The organism is Kibdelosporangium aridum, from assembly GCF_900176515.1.
GTDB classification, from domain to species: Bacteria; Actinomycetota; Actinomycetes; order Mycobacteriales; family Pseudonocardiaceae; genus Kibdelosporangium; species Kibdelosporangium aridum.
Genome location: NZ_FWXV01000003.1, coordinates 376,654 through 394,551, shown reverse-complemented (window position 1 = coordinate 394,551; position 17,898 = coordinate 376,654). Strand labels below are relative to the sequence as shown.

Annotated in this window: 15 protein-coding genes; 10 read left to right on the top strand and 5 right to left on the bottom strand. The window is 66.8% G+C overall.

Annotation, left to right across the window (positions count from 1 at the left end):
- Positions 1-147: 147 nt before the first annotated feature.
- From B9C43_RS20825 to B9C43_RS20800, 6 genes are all read left to right on the top strand, one after another.
- Positions 148-1,674 carry an ATP-binding protein gene (locus B9C43_RS20825; RefSeq protein WP_084428571.1) on the top strand — a complete coding sequence of 509 codons (1,527 nt, stop codon included), beginning with the start codon at positions 148-150 and terminating at the stop codon, positions 1,672-1,674.
- A gap of 67 nt (positions 1,675-1,741) precedes the next feature.
- Positions 1,742-2,545 (top strand): serine/threonine-protein kinase, encoded by an 804-nt coding sequence (locus tag B9C43_RS20820; protein ID WP_084428570.1) that lies wholly within the window; start codon positions 1,742-1,744, stop codon positions 2,543-2,545.
- Complete coding sequence (locus B9C43_RS20815; protein ID WP_143446481.1) at positions 2,545-4,002, top strand: hypothetical protein; 1,458 nt, start codon at positions 2,545-2,547, stop codon at positions 4,000-4,002. Before B9C43_RS20820 ends, B9C43_RS20815 begins: the two co-directional genes overlap by 1 nt.
- On the top strand, positions 3,999-4,463 hold the full coding sequence (locus B9C43_RS20810) for a hypothetical protein (protein ID WP_084428568.1): 465 nt from the start codon (positions 3,999-4,001) through the stop codon (positions 4,461-4,463). Before B9C43_RS20815 ends, B9C43_RS20810 begins: the two co-directional genes overlap by 4 nt.
- Positions 4,453-6,933 (top strand): Hsp70 family protein, encoded by a 2,481-nt coding sequence (locus B9C43_RS20805; protein WP_084428567.1) that lies wholly within the window; start codon positions 4,453-4,455, stop codon positions 6,931-6,933. Before B9C43_RS20810 ends, B9C43_RS20805 begins: the two co-directional genes overlap by 11 nt.
- Positions 6,930-7,727, top strand: coding sequence for an OmpA family protein (locus B9C43_RS20800; protein WP_084428566.1), 798 nt, complete (start codon positions 6,930-6,932; stop codon positions 7,725-7,727). Before B9C43_RS20805 ends, B9C43_RS20800 begins: the two co-directional genes overlap by 4 nt.
- A gap of 105 nt (positions 7,728-7,832) precedes the next feature.
- Here the strand turns inward: B9C43_RS20800 and B9C43_RS59610 are convergent, their stop codons facing one another.
- Positions 7,833-7,958, bottom strand: coding sequence for a hypothetical protein (locus B9C43_RS59610; RefSeq protein ID WP_268811574.1), 126 nt, complete (start codon positions 7,956-7,958; stop codon positions 7,833-7,835).
- Between the two features lie 77 nt (positions 7,959-8,035).
- Between B9C43_RS59610 and B9C43_RS56765 the strand changes: the two genes are divergently transcribed.
- On the top strand, positions 8,036-8,215 hold the full coding sequence (locus tag B9C43_RS56765; protein WP_160096610.1) for a hypothetical protein: 180 nt from the start codon (positions 8,036-8,038) through the stop codon (positions 8,213-8,215).
- Positions 8,216-8,243: 28 nt separating this feature from the next.
- Here B9C43_RS56765 and B9C43_RS20790 read toward each other — a convergent pair whose 3' ends face one another.
- The gene (locus B9C43_RS20790) at positions 8,244-11,351 is read right to left on the bottom strand and encodes an AfsR/SARP family transcriptional regulator (protein WP_084428564.1); all 3,108 of its coding nucleotides are present in this window, start codon (positions 11,349-11,351) and stop codon (positions 8,244-8,246) included.
- A gap of 229 nt (positions 11,352-11,580) precedes the next feature.
- A complete protein-coding gene (locus tag B9C43_RS20785; protein ID WP_084428563.1) occupies positions 11,581-13,863 on the bottom strand; it encodes a tetratricopeptide repeat protein in 2,283 nt (760 codons plus the stop codon).
- Positions 13,864-14,087: 224 nt separating this feature from the next.
- Here B9C43_RS20785 and B9C43_RS20780 point away from each other — a divergent pair, with 224 nt between their 5' ends.
- The 3 genes from B9C43_RS20780 to B9C43_RS20770 all read left to right on the top strand — a co-directional run bounded on the left by B9C43_RS20780 (position 14,088) and on the right by B9C43_RS20770 (position 16,617).
- Positions 14,088-14,768, top strand: coding sequence for a hypothetical protein (locus B9C43_RS20780; RefSeq protein WP_084428562.1), 681 nt, complete (start codon positions 14,088-14,090; stop codon positions 14,766-14,768).
- Between the two features lie 187 nt (positions 14,769-14,955).
- Positions 14,956-16,113 (top strand): glycoside hydrolase family 64 protein, encoded by a 1,158-nt coding sequence (locus B9C43_RS20775; RefSeq protein ID WP_084428561.1) that lies wholly within the window; start codon positions 14,956-14,958, stop codon positions 16,111-16,113.
- Between the two features lie 9 nt (positions 16,114-16,122).
- Positions 16,123-16,617 (top strand): DinB family protein, encoded by a 495-nt coding sequence (locus tag B9C43_RS20770; protein WP_084428560.1) that lies wholly within the window; start codon positions 16,123-16,125, stop codon positions 16,615-16,617.
- On the opposite strand, the gene B9C43_RS20765 is transcribed toward B9C43_RS20770, so the two are convergent.
- Both B9C43_RS20765 and B9C43_RS20760 read right to left on the bottom strand, forming a co-directional pair.
- The gene (locus B9C43_RS20765) at positions 16,588-17,148 is read right to left on the bottom strand and encodes a hypothetical protein (protein WP_084428559.1); all 561 of its coding nucleotides are present in this window, start codon (positions 17,146-17,148) and stop codon (positions 16,588-16,590) included. The two genes, B9C43_RS20770 and B9C43_RS20765, sit on opposite strands and share 30 nt — an antisense overlap.
- Positions 17,145-17,870 carry a MerR family transcriptional regulator gene (locus tag B9C43_RS20760; RefSeq protein ID WP_084428558.1) on the bottom strand — a complete coding sequence of 242 codons (726 nt, stop codon included), beginning with the start codon at positions 17,868-17,870 and terminating at the stop codon, positions 17,145-17,147. Before B9C43_RS20760 ends, B9C43_RS20765 begins: the two co-directional genes overlap by 4 nt.
- Between the last annotated feature and the right edge of the window lie 28 nt (positions 17,871-17,898).

The following is a 17,898-nucleotide window of genomic DNA, read 5'->3' as shown; positions in this document are numbered from 1 at the left end:
TCTGCGCGAGCGACCTTAATGAAGTCTTGTCGAACCGAGACCTCGGCTAAATGGTCGCTGAACGTCCGCTCGACCACCAGATCAAAGCCCAGTTCGGAGCCGTTTGTCGGGCAAAACTTGCCCGTAAGCACCCAGTAGGATCTCCGGGTGTCACAATCCCTGCGCGTCCGGTTGCTGGGTGTGGTCAGCGCCTGGCGGGGTGCGGCCGAGATCGACCTTGGTCCCGGCAGGCAACGCGCGGTCTTCACGGTCCTGGCGCTGCGCGCCAACCAGGTGGTGTCCCGGGAAGCCCTGATGGACGCGGTCTGGGGCGACTCGGTGCCGCCGGGAGCAAGCAAGAGCCTCTACAGCTACATCTCGCGGCTGCGCCTCGCGCTGGGCCGTGATACCCAGGTCCTCGTCTCCGAGCGATCGGGCTATTCACTCCGCCTGGGTCCCGCTGAGCTGGACGTTCACGAATTCGACGCCTTGCGCGAGACGGCGCAGGCGGCGTGGCACCGCCGAGACGTCGCCGCGGCCCGGGCCGCTTTGGATGCCGCACTGGCCTTGTGGAACGGGGACGCGTTGGGCGGGGTCGATTCGCCGTTCGCCACCGTTCAGCGGCAGCGGCTGGGGGAGTTGCGGCTGGCGGCGTTGGAGCGACACGCGGAAACGCTGATCGCGGCGTCAGATCCGCTCGTGGTGCCCGAGCTGCAGCGGTTGGTCGGTGAGCATCCGCTTCGGGAGTCGCTGACCGGGCTCTTGATGTCCGCTTTGGCCCGGTTCGGGCGTTCCGATGAGGCGCTGGCCGTGTTCGACGAGACCCGGCAGCGGCTGGTCGACGAGCTGGGGATTGAACCAGGGGCAGCCCTGCGGCGCGTTCACGACGAGATCGCCGAGGTCCCTCGTACGGCCCCTGCTCGTCCCTCGCGACCTACGGCGTTCGTGGGGCGAGAGCGTGAGTTGGGTGTTCTGCGGGCGCGACTGGACGCGCTGGGCCAGGGGCGTGGCGGGACCGTGTGGGTTGAGGGCGGGCCTGGGACGGGGAAGTCCGCACTGTTGGCTACGGCTTTCGCGGACACTGGCGTACAGGTGGTGTGGGGATCGCCGCAGGACGCCGCCACGGTGAGCGGGCCCGCGGTGGTGGTCGTCGACGATCTGCAGGACTTGGACGAGGCGGGGTTGTTGGCCTGGCACCGGTTGAGCAAGCAGGCCCAGGTGGAGGCGTTGCTCGTGGTGGCGGCTTGCCGGCCGTTGCCTCGACGGACCGAGATCGACCGGCTCCGGGCCAGCGTTGGTCCAGGCGGCGGCGAAGTGCTTCGGCTGTCCGGGTTGTCCGCGCCGGACATCGTCACGTTGATCGGCTGCGACGGTGCTACACCCCTCGCGGAGCTCACAGCTGGGAACCCGGGGTTCGCCCTGGATGTCCTTGGCGCTATCCGGGATTCTGCTTCCGTTGAGGATGTTGTCCGGCGGTGGTTCGGGTTGTTGTCCGCCGAGACTCAGCAGTTGCTCCGTGAGGCGACTTCGGTGGGCGAGGCTTTCGACCTCGGTGCGGTGGCGTCGGCGATGGGTGTGCCGGTCACTTCGCTCGTCGGGCCGGTCGAGGAGGCCGAGGAGGTCGGGTTCCTGGTCGAGGCCGGGCACCTGTTCCGGTTCCGGCACCCGTTGATTCTGGCCGCCCTCCGCCCGTAGGACGCTGGGAGGGGTCCCAGTGGTGTGACCCTACAGTTCAGCCGACCCGGAACAAGGGGAGGCGAGGGTGGCACTGCTGCAGGAAGGAAAAGAAGTCCCGGGTTACCGGGTGGAACGCTACCTCGGTGAAGGAGCGTTCGCCGAGGTCTACCGAGTGAAGCACCCGCACCTCGGCAGGCAGGCGATGAAAGTCTTCAAAACCCAAGGCCCGCAAGCGGAAGCCGCCCTGCTCACCCGCCTGACGCACCCGAACGTGGTCCGGGTCTACGAAGCCGGAACCCTGCAGACCACGGCAGGCACCAGAAGCTTCCTGACGATGGAGTACGTCCCCGGCGGAACCCTGCACCGCAACTGGGCGAACCCCCGCCCGGTCCCACTGCCGAAGAGTCAAACCGTAAGAACCGTAAGGGAAGTGGCCCAAGGCCTGGCCGCCGCGCACCAGGAGCGGCCGCCGATCCTGCACCTGGACATCACCCCGCAGAACATCCTGATCGACCAAGCAGGACGAGCAAGGCTGAGCGACTTCGGGCTGGCCAAAGTGGCCAACCCCGACCCGTGCAAACCTCGTGGCTCAGTGACGCTGGCGTTCTCGCCGCCCGAATCACTCCTTGGCGCGCAAGCGGAATCCTGTGCCTCGGACGTCTGGGCGCTGGGCGCGGTCGCGTATCTCCTGCTGACCGACACATACCCGTATCCCGATGGCGTGTCGCGGCGAACCACGCCGCCGCGCCCGAGTGCGCTCAATTTCGAAGTGGACAGAGCGCTTGACGAGATCGTCCTTGATGCCCTGGCGCCCAACCCGACGAGACGCACGCCGAACGCGATGGTGCTCGCCAGGCAGTTGGTCGAGTATGAGGGAGCTGTGCGGTGATGCAGACCGCGACTGACCTGGATCACGTGCTGCGCGCCGTGACCGGCCCCGATCTTTACCGGGGCAACATCTTCGGCGTCACCGGCCTGCCGGTGGACGCGACCGCCGCACAGATCCGGCGCAGGCGGGAGGAGGCGATTCTGGAGAGCCGCCTCAACCCGGACCTGGACGCCGACGCCATCCGGACTGCCTTCGAGACCATGCGTGACCCGGTCGCACGTCTCGCACACGAGTTGCTGTGGCGGTGGGCGCCGGACGAGCATCGCGAGGTTGTCGCGGCCGAGAGCCAGGGGCCGTTCAAGCAGGAGCCGCGGCTGGACTCGCTGTGGAAGATCAGCCTCGACGCCTGGGCCGATGTTTTCGCCAACCCGGAGTCCTGGGCGTTCGCGAGGGAACGCGTCAAGCAGATCGACGACCCACGGCTGACCACCGGCACAGTGCGACGGCTCAGGGACCGGCTGCCGTACCACATCGCCGCGGTGACAGCCGAATTCGCGGTGCGGGCTGCCTCGTTGGGGGTCGAGGCAGCCGACCGCCTCGTCGAGGTGCTGGACGACTCGCGGCTGCCGGACGAGGCTGTCGACAGCGCGTTGCGCGACGCGGTCCGTCCAGCCGAACGACAGATCTCGCAGGCATGCGAGACGACGAAAGATGTCGTGCAGGCAGACGAGAGCAAGGCCGTTGCCATGGCAGATTCCTTGCTGGCCAAGGCGCATGCGCCCTTGGTGGTGATCAACGCGTTGCTGGGCAAGGATGACGAACTGACCGTGGCACTCAGCGATCAGGTCGCGTTGGCGGTGAACAACTGTGCCATCGCCGACGACCGGGTCACGGACAACCCTGCTGAGGCCGTGCGGTTGCTCGAACAGGCTCAGGGATATGCGCGGTTGCGTGCGACGATCGACTTGATCAACGAGAACCTCGAAGTCATCCGGCTTTCCGAGCTGACACGGGAAATGCGCGCGGACTGCGACCGCGGCAAGGTCAACAAGGCCGCGAGGCGCCGCCGGGCGTTGCTCAGGGTGTTGCCGGATGGCGAGGTGAAGCAGGCGCTGGCGTCGATCCCGCCCAACGACAAACGGGTCGGCGGCGATGTCAAGCGAGCGCCGTTGTCCATCAGCATCCTCGGCATCGGCACCAAGTACTACAGCCAGCGCAGGCGGGACAACCGTTTCCAGTTCACGTCGACGTACTGGTTCACGTTCGCCTGGATCCCGCTGATCGCGTTCTCGGCGTACCTGACCAGCGAGGGACGCATGCACGCCAAGATCCCGGTCGGCCCGGTCGCCCGTTGGTGGCGGGTTGTCGTGCTGAGCTATTTCCTCGCCGCGGCCGTCCAGGACCTGATCCCGGGGCAGGTCCCGTGGGCCCTTGTGTTTCTCGCCTTCTCCATTGTGGTGGTCGGGATCCGTCGGCTTCGAATGCATTTCTGGGCGTTGGGGAAGGTGAACCGGTGAAGCGGGGCGCCTGGCGGCAGCGGAGGTTTCCCATCGAGTTCCGCATCCCGGAGTCCTATCCCGAGCTTCCGGGCGAACCGCCGCCGGAGATCGTGGAGACGCCGTCGGACGACTCGGCGATGGCCGATCTGGCGACGAACCTGTGGCGAGTCAGCAAGAAGCTCACCGCCGAGCAGAACGGCGACGCGGCCCGCGCGCGCAGGCTTGCTTCCCGGCACGCACAGGCCGCGCAGGAAAGCCTGGCCGAGGCCGGAGTGCAGGTCCAGGACCACGACGGCATGCCGTTCCACCCTGGCCTCGCTCTTGACGTGATCGCTTATGAGCCGCGGCCGGGAACCGTGACCGAAACGGTCGCGGAAACCGTGCGGCCTTCGGTGTACCGGGCCGGCCGGTGCATCCAAATCGGACAGGTCGTGGTGGCGCAACCCGAAGGTGAAGGAGCACAACAGCATGACGCGTGAAACCGTCGACTTCGGTATCGACCTCGGTACCACGAACAGTGCCATCGCGGTGTCGACGGGCTCGGACGGGACCGTCGTGCGCAACAACATGGAGATGGACTACACGCCATCGGCCGTGTACATCGGCAAGAGCGGCAGCGTGTTCGTCGGCAAGAAGGCTCGCGACCGAGTCGAAGCCGACCCGCTGAACGCCCACGCCGAGTTCAAGCTCCAAATGGGCATGCGCGACAAGCCAAGGGTTTTCGGCGACTCAGGACGCAGCATGTCGCCGGAGCAACTGTCCGCCGAAGTGTTGAAGTCGCTGCGCGCGGACGTCCGGAACAAGCTCGGTGAGGAGATCCACGCCGCGGTGATCACGGTCCCGGCCGCGTTCGAACTGGACCAGTGTGACGCCACCAGGCGGGCAGCGGCGTTGGCGGGCTTGGACTTCGCGCCGCTGTTGCAGGAGCCCACCGCGGCGGCTTGGGCATACAGCGCGCAGGCCGCTGGCGTTCCGTCGAAGTGTTTCTGGCTGGTCTACGACTTCGGCGGCGGCACGTTCGATGCCGCTGTGGTACAGGTTCTGCACGGCGAGTTCACTGTGGTCAACCACGCCGGGGACAACTTCCTCGGCGGCAAGCTGATCGACTGGACCATTGTGGACGAGCTGCTCATCCCGGCGATGGCGGTGGACGGCGATCTGCCCGCGATGGACCGGGAGCATCCGCGGTGGCGCAGCAACGTCGGCAAACTGAAGATCGCCGCGGAGAACGCCAAGATCGAACTGTCCCGGGTGGACGTCGCCGAAGTCGCCGTCGAGCTGACGGACGAGAACGACCGGCGGTTGCTGTTCGAGACCGTGGTCCGCCGTACGGACGTGGAACGGCTGGCGATGCCGCTGTACCGGCGATCCGTGGAGCTCTGCCGCCGCGCGTTGTCCGAGAAGGGCCTCAAGCCGGGCGACATCGACCGCGTGATCCTCGTCGGTGGCGCCACGATGGCGCCCGCGCTTCGCACGCTGTTGGCCGATCCGGCTGAAGGCCTTGGCATTCCGCTCGACCACACGTTGGACCCGGTGACCGTGGTCGCTCGTGGCGCTGCGATCTTCGCGCGGACCCAGCGCATTCCGCGTGACGTGGTGCAGGCACCGGTCGAAGCTGGCCAGGTCAGGCTGGACTTCGAGCACCAGCCGACCGGCCGCGGGACCGACCCGTTGGTCGGCGGCCGGGCGGTGGACGACAGCCGGGATGACTGGACCGGGTTCACGATCGAGTTCGTCAACAACGCTCATCAGCCTGCGTGGCGCAGTGGTCAGGTTCCGCTGACCAGCGCCGGGACGTTCACGACCCGGTTGCACGCGCAGGAAGCGTCGAACACCTTCGACATCGAGTTCCGTGCGCCTGCCGGTGAGCTGCTGCCGACTTCACCTGCCAGCACCTCGTACCAGCGAATGACCTTGGAGGGCGGGGAGTCCACGCTGAGCCACTCGGTCGGTGTCTGGCTTGAGGGCAACGAGGTGAAGTGGATCCTGCACAAGAACGCCGAGCTGCCAGCCAGCAAACGGATCGTGCTTGAGTCCACAGTGGATGTCCGGCGTGGCGCGGGCGCCGGTCTGATCCGTGTGCCGATCATCGAGGGCGAACGGCCCAGGGCCGACCGCAACACCGTGATCGGCCAGCTGGACATCCGGCCGCACGAGATCAACCGCGATGTGCCCGCTGGCAGCGAGATCGAGGTGTCGATCACGATCGACCGCAGCTTCACCCCGCACGTCGACGCCTATGTGCCGATCTTGGACGAGGAGTTCGAGATCGCCGTCGAGCTCGGCCGCTCGGACACTCCCAGCGTCTCGGACCTCCGGCGGCACCTCGCCGCGCTGGAGAAGCAGTACGCCCGGCTCTCCAGCGAGCCCAACGCGTTCATCCGGGAGTTGGAGGAACGCAAGCTGCTGGAGAAGATCCGGCAGAGCCTGGACACCGCGGACGTCAACCCGGACGCGCCGGCGTCGGCGGCAGCCTCGATCAGGGAAGCGGAAGCCTTGCTGGACAAGGCGGAAGAAGCGGCCCAGCTGCCCAGGTTGCTCGCCGAAGCCAAGGACATGCGCGGCTGGGTCAGGGACTTGACCGAGGAAATCGGTGACGCGAACGCCAAACGAGACGCCCGTGACGCTGAACGCAAACTTGACGAAGCGGCCAAAGCCGGGGACATAACGGTGGTCAACCACCAGATCGAGGTCTTGCGGAGGATCGGCGTCGGCGTACTGGAGACGACCGGTGAACTGCCCGCGATCCGGTTCAACTCGCTCAAAGAACATTTCGCGGACAGCCGTGACCCCCGTGTCCGGCAACTGATCCGCGAAGGCGAGGACGCCAAGCTGCGTGGGGACAACGGACGCCTCACGTCGATCGCCAACGAGCTCGCCCGCCTGATCCCACCCGACCGGCCATTGCCTGACGACACTGCCCCGTCGACCGTTCGGTCTCGCCGATGACACTCACACAAGCCCTCGAGTCCGCTCGTCGTGGCGACTACCAGCAGGCCATGTCGGCACTGGCGGAGCTTGGCGGCCGATCCAGCGATGACCCGCGCGTACTTGACCTGCTCGCCCGAGTCCACGCCCAGCAAGGCGCACTCGGCGATGCGGACGAGTGCTGGTCGCGCGTGCAATCGCTGGACCCGGCCGATGAGGCTGCCGTCCAGGGCAAGCGGCGGATCGCCGCGTTGCAGGCCAAGCGTTTCCGCCGCCGCCCAATGTGGCCTGTTGCTTTCGTCGTCGCCGCAGGTGTCGGCGTTGTCGGGATCTTGTTGCCGACCACGCCACCACCGGCACCGCCACCGGACATGTCCGGCCTGGTTGCGCAGCACGCCGAGTTGACCCGTCAGTTGGATGCGGTACGCGCCCAGCTGAACGCCGAGCCTCCGGTCGTGACTATGGCCAAGGCTTTGAACAGTCCAGCCTTCGCGGTGATCCGTCAGGGTGACGCGGTGTTGGTGACGTTCAACGAAGCCCTGTTCAACCGGGACGCCCGACTGTCCACTTCGGGCGCGGCGGCGGTCGCCGAACTCGCGGCACAACTCAAGCCGTTCGCGGTATCGCTGGTAATCACCGGCCATACCGACAACCGACCCCGCAACCCCACCGAACTCGGCTTCGCACGGGCACAAACGGTCGCTGATGCCCTCGGAATGCCAGCCGTAGTTCGAAGCGCTGGCGCCACACCGCTCTTCCCTGCCCGCGAACGTGCCAAGAACAACACCGTCACAGTCCTGATCACCCCCGCGTGAGGAAAACCATGAAGGCCATTGCCTCAATACTGGTGGCCGGGATGCTCACAGCTTGCGGCTCGACGGCTCCCCAAACCACGCAACCGCCAACCACAACCACGTCAACTACAACAACCACGACGACACCAACGACATCCAGTTCGGCTCCGCCGACCACGTCCACAACGCCTGCGGCACCGCCACTTGCGGGCCAGCCCATGACGGCACCGGACGGCAAGAACTATGCGTCATGCCGAGATGGTGCCTGTCAGGTCCTGGTCAACGTAGGCAGCCGGATCCGAGTCAACACGTCAAAGGGACCAGCAACGGTGCAAGTCTCGGCGGTTGGGGCCGAAGGCATATCGATCACCCTGCTTGCCGATTCCGGCTTCTCCGGGACCGTCAGCTCCGGCCCCAACCAAGGCGATTTCATGAAGTACAACGAAATCCAGTTCACCGCCGTCGCGGTGGAGGGCAGCTCCGGCGTGCTGCGGCTGACCAAGAACTGAATCGGGGTCGGTGAACGCTTCGGGCGACCTAGGTGTTGGTGAGGAGTGATTTCATGCGCAGGGCTTGCTCCTCGGTCAACCGTTGACCGCGTTCCCTGGCCAGGCTGATCGCGCTGTCGATGTACTGCTTGGCGGTGTCTCGGTGGTCGAGGGCGAGATGGGCGTACGCCAGTTCTGTCAAAGCCCTCGCCTCAAGCAGCAACTGGCCGCCTGCGCGCAATTTTGTCAGCGCCTGTTCGCTGTACGTCAGCGCCAGTTCTGCGTCGCCGAGGCCGCGGTGGGCTGCGGCGAGTCCGATGAGGATGGACATTTCGCCGTAGCGGAAGCCGATTTGCCGGGCCAGGCGTAGGGCTTCGGTGTAGTCGGCGATCGCGCGGCGGAATGCTCCGGTTTTGCTGTGGACGGTCGCGATGATCTCGCGTGCGCCTGCTTCGCTGCGGCGTTCGCTCATCTTGGTGCTCAACGCGATGGCTTTTTGCGCGTGGCTCAATGCCGTGTCGTAGTTCTCCAGATCGCATTGGATCTCGGCCAGGCACACCAGGGTGATCAGTTCGCCGAAGCGTTCCCCGATCTCGTGGCAGTACTCCAGCACCTCCTGCTGCAGCGCCACCGCTTTGTCCAGCTCGCCGAGGTTCCAGTAGGCGATGCCGAGGCCGTTGGTGGCGCGGAAAGCAGCGGTGCGGTTGCCGCTCGAATGGCTCAGCGCCAACGATTGCTCGTGGAACTCCAACGCCAAGGCCGGGCGCCCGGAGGACGTGTGTGCCACGCCGATGTAGTTCAGCGCCAGGATTTCGGCTGCCAGGTTCCCGGTCTTGCGCGCGGCTTCCAGTGCCTGCCGGTGACAGTCCTCGGCCAGTTTGGGCTGGCCTTGCTGGATGTGGATCCGGCCGAGGTTGTGCAGTGCCTGTGCGGCGGCGTTGAGGTCGTCGATCTCTTCGGCGACCGCCAGTGCTCGGCTGTGGTAGTCGATCGCCCGCTGGTAGTCGGCGAGGTTGTAGGACATCAGGCCAAGTACGTCCAACATGGAGATCTGCGCGGCCGGTTCGCCCGCTTCCCGCGCGGCCGCCAAGGCGGCCTCGAACCCGGTGAGTGTTTCCCGGTCGTGCCCACGCGCCTGCAGATATCCACGCAGAACGTCGACGAGACGCCAGGCATAGGACCGAAGTACGGGGTGAGCCGCGGCCCATGGCACAACAGCGACGAGGTTGTAGCGTTCGTCGTCCAACCACCGCAGCGCCGTGGCTTCGGTGATCGGTGCCGGGGCGGCGCTCGATTCGGGCAGTGGCAGCCGGGGCGTTGCCGGATACAGCATGCGCGCGGCGGTATCCGCGGTGTGCAGGTAGTAATCGATCAGCCGGGTGAGCGCGGTGACCGAGTCCGCCGGGGTTTTCTGCGAAATGGCGTACTCACGGATCAGGTCGTGGAAGTGGTACCGCCCACCGAATTCCCGCTGCAACAAAGCGGCCGCGGTCAGCCGGTCGAGCGCTCGGTTGGTCTCCGCGAGCGATTCGCCGGACAGTGCGGCCGCGGCACCGACGCTGATGTCCGGACCTGGTGTCAGGCCGAGCAACCGGAACAGTGTCTGGTCGCTTTCCCTGAGCCGCAAGTAGGAATTGTCGAACGCGACCCGGACGGCCGACGCCTCGTCGCCGTCGATCGCGAGTTCGGCGAGCCGCCCGGACTGCGTCATTTCCACGACATAGTCGGCGATTCGGCGGTGTGGGTTGGCCGCGAGGTTCGCGCCGGCGATCCGCAACGCGAGCGGCAGGTGTGCGCACGCCTTCGTCAGCTCCGCCACCGCATCCGGCTCGGCCTCGGCACGGGACTCACCGATCAGCTCGATCAGCACCGCCCGGGACTCCCACTCGGTCAGCACGTCCAGCGGCAGGTGATCCGCGCCTGGGTTCACGGCAAGGCCACGCAGGTCGCTGCGGCTTGTGATGAACACCCGGCATCCGGGTTCGGCGGGCAACAGCGGTCGCACCTGTTCGGCGTCGATGGCGTTGTCGAGCACCACCAGCATTTGCTTGGCCGTCAACGCACTCCGGAACAGGGCCGCCTGGCCTTCCAGATCGACCGGGATCTCCTCACGTCCCACACCGAGCGCCCGCAGGAACCTGGTCAGCACGGTCGCCGGAGCCAGCGGCGGATCGCAGGCATAGCCCTGGAGGTTCACGTACAGCTGGCCGTCGGGGAAGCGGTCGCGCAGCCGATGTGCCACGTGCAGCGCGAACGCGGTCTTGCCGACACCGGGCGGTCCGGACACCACGGTGATCGGGCCGCGCATACTGCTGAGCTTCTCGACCACGTCCACCCGGCCGACGAAGTCACGCAGGTCCGCCGGGAGCTGGTTGATCGGCGCAGCGCACGGGGGCGGCGTCTCGCCGTTGAGGTCCGGGCGCTCGGCCAGGATCATGCTGTGCACCTGTTGTAGCTGCGGACCTGGGTCGATGCCCAGCTCGTCGCGGAACTTCCGGTGCACAGTGCGGTACGTGTCCAGTGCGTCCGCGAGCCGTTCCGAGCGGTGCAGGGCCTGGATCAGCTGTACCCAGAACTGCTCCTGCCACGGGTGGTCCTTGGTCAGCTGGACCAGTTCGCTGATCACCTCGCGGTGCCTGCCCAGGTCCAGGTGTACCTGGATCCGTCGTTCCTCGGTCCGCAGCCGGTCTTCGGCCAGTTCGGCGACCGTCTCACGCTGCAACGACTCCGACGGCACGTCGCTCAGCGCCGGGCCGCGCCAGCACGCCAGCGCGTCGTTCAGCCTGTTCAGCTCTTCGAGCAGGTCACCGGCGCGGGCCGCCTCCCTGGCCTGCACCGTCAGCCGCCGGAACCGCAGGATGTCGACCTGCTCCGGCTCGGCGTTGAGCAGGTAACCGTCCGGACGTGTCTCGATCACCGAGTCGTCGCCGAGCGTCCGGCGCAGGCGCATCACGTACAGCTGGACGCTTTTGCGCGCGGTCGAAGGCGGGCGTTCACCCCACATCCGCTCGCCGAGCTGGTCCATCGAGACGGTGGCGTTGGCTTGCAGCAGCAGCGTGGCCAGCAGAACGCGCAGCTTGGGCCCGTTGATCGCGACGCGTTTGCCGCCGCGGACCACCTCAAGCGGGCCCAGTACCCCGTAACGAAGGCCGGTCATGATCCCCAACATCGTCGTAGACCCGGAAAAACGTTCACCACGCTGCGTGTTCTTGCTATCCGGAGGGTAACGGTCGCCCGTACAGCTGCTCGTACAGTCGCGCTGTTGCCAGGCTGAAACCAGGCTGGTTGACGATCCACTGCGTAGCCGGACCGGCGGGGCCGAAGGCGGCGATGGGAACGAGACGCTCGTTCTGCTAGGCGGTCAGCGCCACCACTGGCGCTTTCTCTCAGCCGCGTACTGTTGCGAGCCACTCCGCCGGGGTCGTCGCTGCGAGTTCGGTCACCTCGCGTGCTTCGGTCCCTTCGAGCAGCTGCCGGGCCCTGGCCCAGTGCTCTTCGGCGGCGGCCGGTTCGTCGGTGACGGTCGCGGCCGCGAGGTCGCGCAAGGTGCGCGCCTGCCAAAGCGGCAGGTCCAACGCGGCCCACTGGTCCACTGCGGAGGTCAGTGTGTCCTTCGCGGCGGCCAGATCACCGGACGCCAGCCGCAGCTCGCCGAGGGTCCGGGTCATCAGTGCCATGCCGAACCGGTCTTGCCTGCGGGTACACGTCTCCAGGCAATTCGCCAGCGTCTCGGCGGCTTCGGCGTGATCGCCCAGCCGCAATGCGGCCTTCGCCCATGACTGACGGGCGTACGCGGCGCCGAGGTCGTCGCCGAGACCTTCGAGGATGGTCGCTGCCTGTGCGGCCAGCTCCGCCGCGGGCGCGTACTCGCCGACGGCACGGTGGCAGAGGCTCAGGCCGCGCAACGACAATGCGGCGCCGCGCTGGTCACCTGCCTTCTGGTACACCTCGATGCAGCGCTGGAACTGGGCCGTCGCCGCAGCGATGTCGCCCTTGTCGCGGCTGATCGCGCCAAGACCGTAGTTCGCGACCGCGACCACACCGAGGTGGTTGATCTCCTCGCCCAGCGCCGCCGCGACGGTCAGGTCGATGACGGCAGCGCCCGTGACAGCGAACTCGCGGTGGACAGTGCCCATCCCGACCAACGCCGCCGCGAACGTGGCGTCGTCACCGATGATCACGGCGAGCTTTGCGGCCTTACGGAAGTGTTCGAGTGCGGCGGGGAAGTCGTCTTTCTCCGCGTGCAGCTGGCCGAGCCCGGCTAGTACGACCGCTTCGGCGTTCTGGTCACCGACCGCGCTGGTCACCTCAAGGGCGACTTCCTGCGTGCGTTGCCATTCGTCGAACTCGTTGCGTGCCGAGAACGGCGTGGCCAGAAACGCCGCCAGGGACACGATCGTGTTGTAGTTGATCCGCAGCTCGTACGCGCGCTCGACCATCCGCACGACCGCGGCGGACTCCGACTTCAGCCATTCCTCGGGATCTGCGCGGACGTCCTCGATCAACGCGGGGTCGACGGTGACGTCCGGCAATGTCGGCGGCCGCAGTGCCACCGTCACCCGCGGCATCTCGCGGCTGCTCTCGTTGATCAACAGCATCCACGTGTTCATCGTGCGGGTGACCGCGGCGGCCATCCCCACACCGGACTCGTGTTGCTCCGCACCGAACAGCTGCACGAGGTCATGCAGGCGGTAGCGAACCCGGCCGATCGCGTCGACCCCCGCGACTTCCAGCAGCCGCAGGTCGACCAGGTGCTCGACGATGTCCTCGGCTTCCTGCGGGGAGACGTCCAGCAGCGGCACCACCGGCCACCAGCCGAAGTCCGGCAGGTCGAGCACGGAAAGCAGGTGGAACGCGCGGCGCTGTTGCTCGTCCAGCTCGGCGTAGTTCAACCCGAGGCTTGAGCGGATCGCCAGATCGCCGACGGTCAGCTCGTCCAGCCGCCTGTGCTCGTCGGACAGCCGCACGACCAGCGATTTCAGCGGCCAGTGCGGCCTGGCCAGCAGCTTCGCGCCCGCCGCGCGGACCGCGAGCGGCAGCCCGCCGCAGAGTTCGACGATGCGCTCGGCCTCGGCGCGCTGGCTCTCGATCCGCTCGGCCCCGATGATCCGGCTGAGCAGCTCGATCGCCGCGTCCATCGGCAGGAAGTTCAACTCGATCGACTCGGCGTTGTCCAACCCGGTCAGCCGCGACCGGCTGGTCACCACGACGAGACTGCTGTGGTCACCCGGCAGCAGCGGGCGGACCTGGTACTCGCCACGGGCGTTGTCCAGCACGATGATCATCCGGCGGCCGGCGATCCGGGACCGGTACTGCTCTATCCGCTCGTCCGTGCTGACCGGGACGGCGGGCGCGGGGACGCCCAGTGCCTGCAGGAATCGACCGAGGACCTCATGCGCGTCGACCTCGCGGCCGGTTGCCCCGCGCAGGTCGGCGAAGAGCTGTCCGTCCGGGAACTGGTCGGTGAGCTTGTGCGCGGCGTGCACGGCCAGCGCGGACTTGCCGACGCCACCGAAGCCGGAAACGACGACCGTGCGCTTGTAAGGCTGGGTGCCCACTCGCAGGATCGCGGCCACATCCGCGTCCCGGCCGGTGAACTCACCGACGTCGGGCGGCAGGTTGCGCGGCAGGAGGTTGTCGTCCGGCCGGGTGTCAGTCGGGGCCCCCACCGGTTACCTGAGCCCGTGCTGACGACTGGTCGAGCGTGTGGACACGGCCCTCACGATAGCCCTCCACCGTTCGCGGTGAGCGTGGCGGCTTCATCGATGATGTGCACGTTGTCATTCCCCCAAGCACGGACCTAACGCGGAATTGTCCCATAACTGGCCGTCTCGGCAACCTCCCGGTGGCCGGGATCCGTCCGGTACGTGTGCGATTGTGTTGCCTGTTGCCGGTGGTGCTGCTCGTCGGATGTGCGGCCGCCCCGCCTATCCCCACCGACCGGAACGCGCTGGTGCTGCGGTTGTCCGAAGTTCCGGCTATGTCGAGTCACGTGGACGCCGCGGCGGTCCCGGAATTCAGCCTTTACGGTGACGGGCGAGTGCTGCGCCCCGGGAAACGCGACGGCGCGATGCTCACCGCCGAGGAGATCGCCATCGATCCCGACGAGGCCGAGGCGCTGTACAGCGCAATGCATGACGCGGGCTTCGACCAGGACGCGCAGTACTCGAACCCGAACATCATCGACGGCAGTGTCATTGTCCTGACGCTGAATTCGGGCGACCGCCGCTACAAGACCACCGCGGCCAACCCGGATCAGGACGACCTGCGGTTCGGGCCCTTGCTGGATTTGCGACAACGGTTCGAGGAGGTGTCCGGCCAGGCGAGTCCGTACCGGCCAAGCAAGGTCTTCGCGGTCGGGTTCACGTCCGGCTCGCCGTCGAGCGCGCCCGCGTGGCCGTTGCGGTCGTTCAAGCAGGCCGAGCGGACCAACGCCGGGATGTGCCTGCTGTTCGACGCGGCTGAAGTGGCCGAAGTGTCGCCAAGATCGACGTGGTCGGTGGACGGCGTCAGCTACGACGTGACGCTGCGGCCCGCGTTGCCGGACGAGCGGACGTGTGCCGATCTCGAGTGACAGCACGTTGCCCGGCCGTAAACATTGACATACCGGCTGGTCACCTTGATCCTGTGAGAGCGCTCTCACGTTCGAAACGGGAAAAGCGCACGTCGGCGCCCTGAAGTACCTGCCCCGGTGCTCGTAGCACCGCCCCTGCAGAGGGCGTCGACGCTCCAGGAGGGACAACCCTGAGGAGGAACAGCAGGTGCTCAAGAAATTCGCGGTCGTCGTCGCCGCGGCAGCCGTCGCGGCGGGTGTGGTCGCTGTCCCCGCGGCACAAGCCGTGCCGGCCACCATCCCGCTCGTGATCAAGAACAGCTCGGGACGCAGCGGTCCGGTGTACATCTACAACCTCGGTACGCAGCTTTCGTCCGGCAGGCAAGGATGGGCCGACGCCAACGGCACGTTCCACCCCTGGCCCGCGGGCGGCAATCCGCCGACGCCCGCGCCGGACGCGTCCATCGTCGGCCCGGCCAACGGCCAGACCAGGACGATCCAGATCCCGAAGTTCTCCGGCCGGATCTACTTCTCCTACGGCCAGAAGCTGGTGTTCAAGCTGACCACCGGCGGCCTTGTCCAGCCGGCGGTGCAGAACCCCACCGATCCCAACGTCGACATCCTGTTCAGCTGGTCGGAGTACACGCTCAACGACTCCGGTATCTGGATCAACAGCACACAGGTGGACATGTTCTCGGCCCCGTACGCCGTCGGCGTCAAGGCGGGCAACGGACAGGTCCGCAACACCGGTCACCTCAAGCCCGGGGGATACACGGCGGTGTTCAACGGGCTGCGGGCACAGGGTTGGGGCAACCTGATCCGCAACAACGGAATTCGTGCCTTGTCTCCAGGGCACGGCGTGCTCGTCGGTGCGTTGCCGGCCAACGTGATGAGCAACTACATCGACCGGGTCTGGTCGCACTACACGACTCGGACGTTGACGGTCACGCCGTTCGCCAACCAGCCGAACGTCAAGTACTTCGGCCGGGTGTCGGGCAACACGATGACGTTCACCAACACGTCCGGTGGCTTCGCGACCTCGTTCCAGAAACCCGACTCGGACAGCGTTTTCGGCTGCTACAAGCTGCTCGACGCGCCGAACGACCTGGTCCGCGGGCCGATCTCGCGGACGCTGTGCGCCGGGTTCAACCGCTCGACGCTGATCACCAACCCGAACCAGCCGGACACCAGCAACGCCAACTTCTACAAGGACGCCGTGACCAACCACTACTCACGGCTGATCCACTCGCAGATGGTCGACGGCAAGGCGTACGGCTTCGCCTTCGACGACGTCGGCGCGCACGAATCCCTTGTGCACGACGGCAATCCGCTTGAGGCGTACATGACGCTCGATCCGCTCAGTTAATGTGAGGCCATGGATCACTGCTCGGAGTGTGGCTTCACATACGACCTGACCGAGTATCCAGCGGCGGCGCAGGCGATCAGCGCGGGTGTCGCGGACTTCGCGGAAATCCTGCGAAGCGACGCGAAACTGCGTGACCGGCCGAGCCCGGGTGTCTGGTCGCCGCTGGAGTACGCCTGTCACGTCCGCGATGTCCTGCTCGTCCAACGGGAACGCGTGTTGCTGGCGTTGCGCACCGAAACGCCGGACTGCGTGCCGATGGGCCGGGACGACCGTGCCGAGCACGAGGGTTACAACGAGCAGGACTTCGAAGCCGTTGCCCGTCAGCTTTCCGACTCGGCTTTGCTGTTCCGCACTGTGCTTGACCGGTTGGACGAGGCCAGTTGGCGGCGCACGCTGATCTACACGTACCCCGGCCCGATGGAGAAATCACTGAAGTGGGTCGCCGTGCACACTTTGCACGAGGTCCGGCACCACCTAATGGACGTTCGCCGTCAGCTTGCTTGACGCCTCATTGATCGCCTTGACCGCGTCGCGTGGTTCGTCGGCACGGAACCGGATCGTCGTCGCTTCGCCGCCAGGAACGGCGATCGGTTCCGACAGCACGAGTGTGACGTCGGTCTGGTTGCCGATGACGATGCTCAAGGTGTCGTCGGCGAGTTCGATAGTCGGTCCATTGTGGTCTTTGCGGTGCACGCGGGCCGACGAGATCACAGTGAGCGGAACGCGGAGCTCGAACATCGATCCCTCGCACAGCACCAGCGTGTCCTCGGTCAGGTAGTGCGGCCTGGTGACCATTACCGCGCCGATGCCCAGAACTTGGAGCAGCGCGAGGACATCGAGGATGTGGATCCACCACCACGGCACGAGCAAACCGACCACGGCCGTCTCCAGCGCCAGCGCACCGGTCAGCACGACGATCATCGGGATCTGCTCGCGGGCGTATCCGATCAAAGTGCCGGTTCCGTGCTTGCGGCGTCTGATCCACCACCACAGCGCCGTGAAACCGCGCCACTGAGCGATAAGTAGTTTCTTCATGCCTCCCCCTGTCGCATCGCCTGACGGAAAACCTCGGCCTGCGCCGGTTTCAGCGACTCCAGTACGGCCACGTTGAACGGATGGTCGAGATCCACGTCCGACGGCACGAGGTTCGCCGGGATGCCACGCACGAGATCGATCGCCAACGGCGCGATCCTCGGGTCGTCGACCGGTGCGTCGGCGAGTTCTTCCAGTCGCCGCGCCAAATCCTCGCTGAGCGCCCGGATCGCGGGATCGGCGGCGTGCGCGCGCAACGCGGACACGACCTCGTCCCGGCCCGGTGCCATGTCCAGCAGTGCGAGCAGTTCCCGTTCCAGCGTACCGATTTCCCCGCCCGGAGCGGGCATCTCGGCGAGCAGCCCGGCGAGTTCACCCGAGACGGTCGAATCGGCGTGCAGCTCGGCTCGATCGATCAGGGCAGCCAGCTTGGCCCGGCGTTCGCGGATCGCCGCTTCCTGCCTCGCCAGGTCCCCGTCCAGTGCGACCAGTGCTTCGCGCAGGTCACGACCCTGCTCGTCGGCGAGCGCGTCGCGGACCTCGTCCAGGCTCAGCCCGAGCTCGGTCAGCCTGCGGATCCGGGCGAGCACGACCACGTCCCGCACGCCGTATTCTCGGTAGCCGTTGGTCCGCCGTGCGGGCTCGGGCAGCAGGCCACGGTGGTGGTAGTGCCTGATCGCCCTGGTCGACAGGCCGACCATCTCGGCGAGTTCCCCGATTCGCATGCGTCCAGTTAAAACGTTGACGCCGCGT